A 5568-nucleotide genomic window follows, 5' to 3' on the forward strand; every position below is an offset into this window, starting at 1 on the left:
AAAAGAGACTCAGAAAAAGCTTTTTTTAAAAAAGGCTGAGCCTTCAGATTGTGTATATTAAGTTGATAGTTAAATCAGGAACCAACCCCATTCATCTTAGAATATAGGCAAGGCTGGTGCAATAACCAGAGTAGGATTAATCTCCCATGAGTGCTACTCGTACAGAGTGCGACAGTCTGTGATGCACCGTGGTCGTTGGAGTCAGACTAACGGATGGGCTCAATGGCACCATAGTTGATCGACCTTCTTCGCCAGCCATACAAAACTATACCCGTTCTGAAACAATTTTCATCCTCTGTGGTGCAGCGTTTTTTGCTGCATGGATGGCTAACGGGTGCTTTACTTCAAGATTTACTGCTTAGACAGCTCTTTTTTCTTATTTAACTAAAGGGGCAGGTTAGGTGAAGAAAAAGTGTTAATGGAGGTAGATTTTTATGGATCCTAATTATAAATGTTTTATTGATATCCGTTTCAGTGGTGGAGATATTCAATTTGACGTTTCAAGTGACACACAGTTGTTCAGTTTTAAATCAGGTATAGGTTTTGTAGCAATCCCAAACTTTCTATCTACACTTACTTCTATGTATAAGGGAGAAATTAGTGAAGCAAAATTGGACTGTGACGGAAACTTTGATTACTATATATTTTCAAGTGATGGCACAAACCTTTTTATTGAACATATAGGCCATTATCCAGAAGGTATATTTAAATATAAATTTAAGCTAAAAGAATATATGGAGGCTATTGATACAGGATTTCAAAAATACCTGCAACAACTTGAAAAGGAAGGAATATTACCTTTAAAAGCTCAAGAATATGGTCATCCATTAAGTGATAATGTTTTAAATGCTTTTTATGATTTTTCATCACTTTTTAACCGTTAATCTAATAATACTAGATACGTTTTACAGCAAACAGGCGCGATTATTGTATAGATCGTCTTTCGGCAATAGGGATGCCCACAAATAAACGGGCCAGATTGTGAAACACTTCGCCTTGTCATCCGTATAACAGATAGATTAGAGAATCGAAGCCATGTCAGGAACTGAGTTTATATGTTTTAGTGAGGAGGAGTAAGATGAAAAAAACAATTGGAGTTTTCGTCGTTGTACTTGTATCAATAGGAATAGCTGATTTATTGCAAGGGGTCATTTTAACATTGACATATACACCAAATTCAAATGCAGTGGGCTATCAAGAACTAACGCCCATTATGAAATATTTTATTTCAGCTGTTACTGTAACCTTAACACTTTTGATTGCTTACAAAATAAAGTGTTCATTAAGGAAAAGTAAGCCATCGGTGAAGTTATCTTGAGGAGGTCCTATTTATTCAAACAATTTACAGGTTTAATTATTTTAATATTTTTTATATTCACAGCTGATTATTACGTTCGAAACATTTACTTGGATATAAAAAATGTTGCATTACAGCAATTGATCATGTTTATAGCTATTTCTTTTTTGCTTTTTGTATGTAATCAACTCATTTTAAATTACGCTAGAAACAATCAAGATAAATTCATGCAGCATAAGATATGGGACAAGATGTTTATCATCATTTTAATATTCTTAGCTGCTTCGATGGTTATATTTATTGCAGTTTTTTTTACGACATCTTTGGAAGCTCTAATCTCTTCCCAACAATGGGTGATATTTATTATAGTTTATTACTTTTTATTTTTAATCAACCTGTTTGTTTTATCAATTATTCATAAAGTGGTTAATGACTCAATGATAATTGAAAAAAAGTTGCTCATTACTTGGGCTAGTTCTTCGTTATTAATTGCGTTGGTCTTGTTTGTATTACCAAGTTTTTAACGTTTGTTGGTATTCAATTAACGGGCGCGATTGTTTAATATGCGTCTCTTTTTTCTTCTTCATCTAATGGGTGCTATACTTTAAGAACATTGGGCTACTGAGACGCTCAATGTTCTTATTGAACTAACGGTGCAGGTTAATTCAATAATAATGCTAAAATGAATTTAAAGTAAATCCAGAGGAGGGTATTAATGAAAGAATTATTTGTTTTATTTGTCGCATGTGGCTTCATATTAGCTGGTTGCTCAGAAGAACAAGAAAGTAAAGGTCAAAATGAAGGCAGTTCTGAAACAGTCACCACCAATAAAGCAATTTCCTTAGAGCTAAAAGAAATAGAAGAAGTGAAAATTTTCGCAAAAGCAGTAAGTGATTCAAAGAAAGAGACTGGTATTGTCAACATGACAAATCCCCAATATAAATTCAGTATCGGTGAAGAATCCTATTCTCTCTGGATAACTGAAGATTCCGGGACCATAATGAACACAAAAGACACACACACGGTTTATACATTATCCAGTAATTCAGTCCAAGAAGTTTATGAGTTTGTTAGTAAAGGTTAAAAATATTCATCTTTAACTAACGCAGCAGGTTAGTTGAACAAGCGGCTGCCTTTTATGGCGGTCTTTTCTTATTGAGTAATAGAGTTAAATGCTTCCGTGAAGATGTTATGTCTACCTGCTGTGCATTACGTATACAAGCCTGAAAAGAATTAATTCCAGTTTTTTTTGAGAATAAACTCTAAGACAGTTCGTTGTACTTTATGAAAAAGCTTTTTCAATCACATAGGGAGCGAAGTAAATGAAGAGTTTATCGACAAACTTTATCACTAGATTAAAAAAACAAAAAGAAGATGCACTCGAGTATATCATTGATGCTTATATGCCACTCGTGAAAACGATTGCCACAAAAATTTTAAACAATATGAAGCGATCAGATGTCGATGAATGTATCAACGATGTTTTTCTAACTGTTTGGCAAAATGCTCATCAGTTTCAAGGTGATACACAAGACTTTAAAAAATGGATTGGCATGATTACGAAGTACAAAGCAATCGATCATTATCGGCAGGCTAAAAAACAAAACGCACATGAACAATCGGATGCACCACTTGACCAGAAAGCAAGTTTTTTACAAACAGACGTATCTGTCTTGAAACGTGAAGAAAAAAATGAATTATTATTTGCGATTAGTCAATTAAAGGAAATCGACCGCGATATTTTTATGATGAAATATTATTTGGAGCTTTCAAATAGTGAAATTGCTGACAATCTAGGTCTATCTAAAGCTGCGGTCGATAATCGTTTGTATCGAGGTAAGAAAATATTAGCCACAAATACCAAGTTAAAGGAGCTATTTGTATGAGTATGAAGGAATGGATAGATATGGATATCGGTCAACTTGAATTACTAGACGTAACAGACATCGAAAAGGCATGCGTCAAACAACATGTACTCAAAAAGCGCAAAAAAGCACCGATTTGGCGTAACATTGCCGTCGCTGCTGTTATCATTGTTGGAGCAAGTACGGCGACAGGTTTTGCATTTCCGTCCCTTGCATCACAAATCCCGTTTATGGATAATGTCATTAATTATTTTAATGACGAAGAGCAACACTACAAAAATTTTGAAGCCTTCTCTACTGATATTGATCTTGCACAGACGAGTAATGGTGTAACGGTAATGATTGATAATGCGGTATATGACGGTACGAACATTACTGTATCGTATGCAATTGAAACAAATCATGATTTTGGAAAAACGATGAAGATGAGTTCTCCAAATTGGTTTGATGTCGTTGGTGCAATCGGTAACGGTGGTAGTAATCAAATTACACAGATTAGTGATACACGGTATGTGGGCTTATCAACATTTACTCCAGACTTCAAAGACGGTGTAAATCCCAAAACGGTGGAAATCAATTGGACGCCACATACCTTTTATAGTATGTCGAAAGATTTAGAGGTTGAGGGAGATTGGTCGTTCGCCTTTTCATTAAACCGTTTAGATGGAGATTTAAAGCTCGTGAATGAGACTGTTCAACACAAAGATGTAAACTTCACTCTGAAATCGGTTGAATTCACGGATGTTTCGACGGTTATTACCTATGAACAAATAGTGACAGACGAATTACTTAAACAATGGCCAAATGTAACACCTGTATTTCAAGTTTCAGATGATCTCGGCCATGTGTATATCAATGGATCAGGTGGTGGTGGTGTTTCGTCAGATAATGGGAAAACCTTTAAAGGAACGACAGCATTCGGTACTATCCAAGAAGGTGCTAGTCAGCTCATTATCCAACCGGTTGAAATCGCAAGTCTTATGTCTGGTCAAGGTCACACCGAAATTGAACTCGATCCGATTGTCATTGAGTTGAAAAGATAAAATCGAAATCCCCTGTAGAATTCCTTTCGGAGTAATAACAGGAATGTGGTTACGATTACTCAAAATAATTGAGTGATTTCTTCAACTCCCATGAAAATTAAAAAACGCTCAAAATCTATAAAATTGCATAACAAAAGAGACTCAGAAAAAGCTTTTTTAAAAAAGGCTGAGCCTTCAGATTGTGTTTATTGAGTTGGAAGATAAAAATCAGGAGCCAACTCCATTCTTCTTAAATAAAGGCAAGGCTGGTGCAATAACCAGAGTAGGATTAATCTCCCATGAGTGCTACTCGTACAGAGTGCGACAGTCTGTGATGCACCGTGGTCGTTGGAGTCAGACTAACGGATGGGCTCAATGGCACCATAGTTGATCGACCTTCTTCGCCAGCCATACAAATCTATACCCGTTCCGAGACAATTTTCATCCTCTGTGGTGCAGCGTTTTTTTTGCTGCATGGATGGCTAACGGGTGCTTTACTCCAAGAGGGGGTAAAGCTTTTTTTCTTCTTGAACTAAAGAGGTTAGTTCAAAAATGATTTAAGATGTTATAATTATGGGAAATAATTAAAAAAGATATATCAGGGGGAACAGAGTTGAATATCGAACAAAAATTATATCAAGAAGCAAAAGACCTCATTGAGAAAAGATATCCTACTGGCTGGGGTGGTGCAGCAGCATTGTACACTGACAATGGAGAAATATTGACAAGTGTTGCACCAGAGGTCGTAAATGCTTCAACAGAGTTATGTATAGAAACAGGTGCGATTTTGGAGGCACACAAATTTAATGCGAAAATTACTCACTCAATTTGTGTTGTAAGAGATGACGAAAACAAAGAATTTAAAGTATTAACTCCTTGCGGAGTCTGTCAAGAAAGATTAATTTACTGGGGAAGGGATGTAAAAGTCGCAGTATCTACTTCAAATAACGGTAAACAATTACTTTTTAAAACACTAAAAGAAGTCCAACCGTATCATTGGACACAAGCTTACAAAGATGAAGAAACATTCAACTCCCATGAAAATTAAAAAACGCTCAAAATCTATAAAATCGCACAACAAAAGAGACTCAGAAAAAGCTTTTTTTAAAAAAGGCTGAGCCTTCAGATTGTGTATATTAAGTTGATAGTTAAATCAGGAACCAACCCCATTCATCTTAGAATATAGGCAAGGCTGGTGCAATAACCAGAGTAGGATTAATCTCCCATGAGTGCTACTCGTACAGAGTGCGACAGTCTGTGATGCACCGTGGTCGTTGGAGTCAGACTAACGGATGGGCTCAATGGCACCATAGTTGATCGACCTTCTTCGCCAGCCATACAAAACTATACCCGTTCTGAAACAATTTTCATCCTCTGTGGTGCA

General features: G+C 36.0%; 6 protein-coding genes. All 6 read left to right on the forward strand.

The features are described from left to right. The first annotated feature begins 434 nt into the window (after positions 1–434). The 6 genes from M3191_RS17975 (at position 435) to M3191_RS18000 (ending at position 5232) form a co-directional block, all read left to right on the forward strand. Positions 435–884, forward strand: coding sequence for a hypothetical protein (locus M3191_RS17975; RefSeq protein WP_251701708.1), 450 nt, complete (start codon positions 435–437; stop codon positions 882–884). A gap of 194 nt (positions 885–1078) precedes the next feature. Next, on the forward strand, positions 1079–1318 hold the full coding sequence (locus M3191_RS17980; RefSeq protein WP_251701709.1) for a hypothetical protein: 240 nt from the start codon (positions 1079–1081) through the stop codon (positions 1316–1318). 694 nt (positions 1319–2012) lie between these two features. Next, positions 2013–2381: a hypothetical protein gene (locus tag M3191_RS17985; RefSeq protein WP_251701710.1), complete on the forward strand. Its 369-nt coding sequence runs from the start codon at positions 2013–2015 to the stop codon at positions 2379–2381. A 238-nt stretch (positions 2382–2619) separates the two neighbouring features. After that, a complete protein-coding gene (locus M3191_RS17990) occupies positions 2620–3183 on the forward strand; it encodes a sigma-70 family RNA polymerase sigma factor (protein WP_251701711.1) in 564 nt (187 codons plus the stop codon). After that, the gene (locus tag M3191_RS17995) at positions 3180–4205 is read left to right on the forward strand and encodes a DUF4179 domain-containing protein (protein ID WP_251701712.1); all 1026 of its coding nucleotides are present in this window, start codon (positions 3180–3182) and stop codon (positions 4203–4205) included. Before M3191_RS17990 ends, M3191_RS17995 begins: the two co-directional genes overlap by 4 nt. Positions 4206–4797: 592 nt before the next feature. Continuing rightward, positions 4798–5232: a cytidine deaminase gene (locus tag M3191_RS18000; RefSeq protein ID WP_251701713.1), complete on the forward strand. Its 435-nt coding sequence runs from the start codon at positions 4798–4800 to the stop codon at positions 5230–5232. The last annotated feature ends 336 nt before the right edge of the window (positions 5233–5568 follow it).

The organism is Sporosarcina luteola, from assembly GCF_023715535.1.
In the GTDB taxonomy this organism is placed as follows: Bacteria; Bacillota; Bacilli; order Bacillales_A; family Planococcaceae; genus Sporosarcina; species Sporosarcina luteola_B.

What these genes read in the sequence shown, in the direction of transcription:
- M3191_RS17975 (WP_251701708.1), top strand. Translation starts at nt 435, where the DNA reads ATGGATCCTAATTATAAATGTTTTATTGATATCCGTTTCAGTGGTGGA.
- M3191_RS17980 (WP_251701709.1), top strand. Translation starts at nt 1,079, where the DNA reads ATGAAAAAAACAATTGGAGTTTTCGTCGTTGTACTTGTATCAATAGGA.
- M3191_RS17985 (WP_251701710.1), top strand. Translation starts at nt 2,013, where the DNA reads ATGAAAGAATTATTTGTTTTATTTGTCGCATGTGGCTTCATATTAGCT.
- M3191_RS17990 (WP_251701711.1), top strand. Translation starts at nt 2,620, where the DNA reads ATGAAGAGTTTATCGACAAACTTTATCACTAGATTAAAAAAACAAAAA.
- M3191_RS17995 (WP_251701712.1), top strand. Translation starts at nt 3,180, where the DNA reads ATGAGTATGAAGGAATGGATAGATATGGATATCGGTCAACTTGAATTA.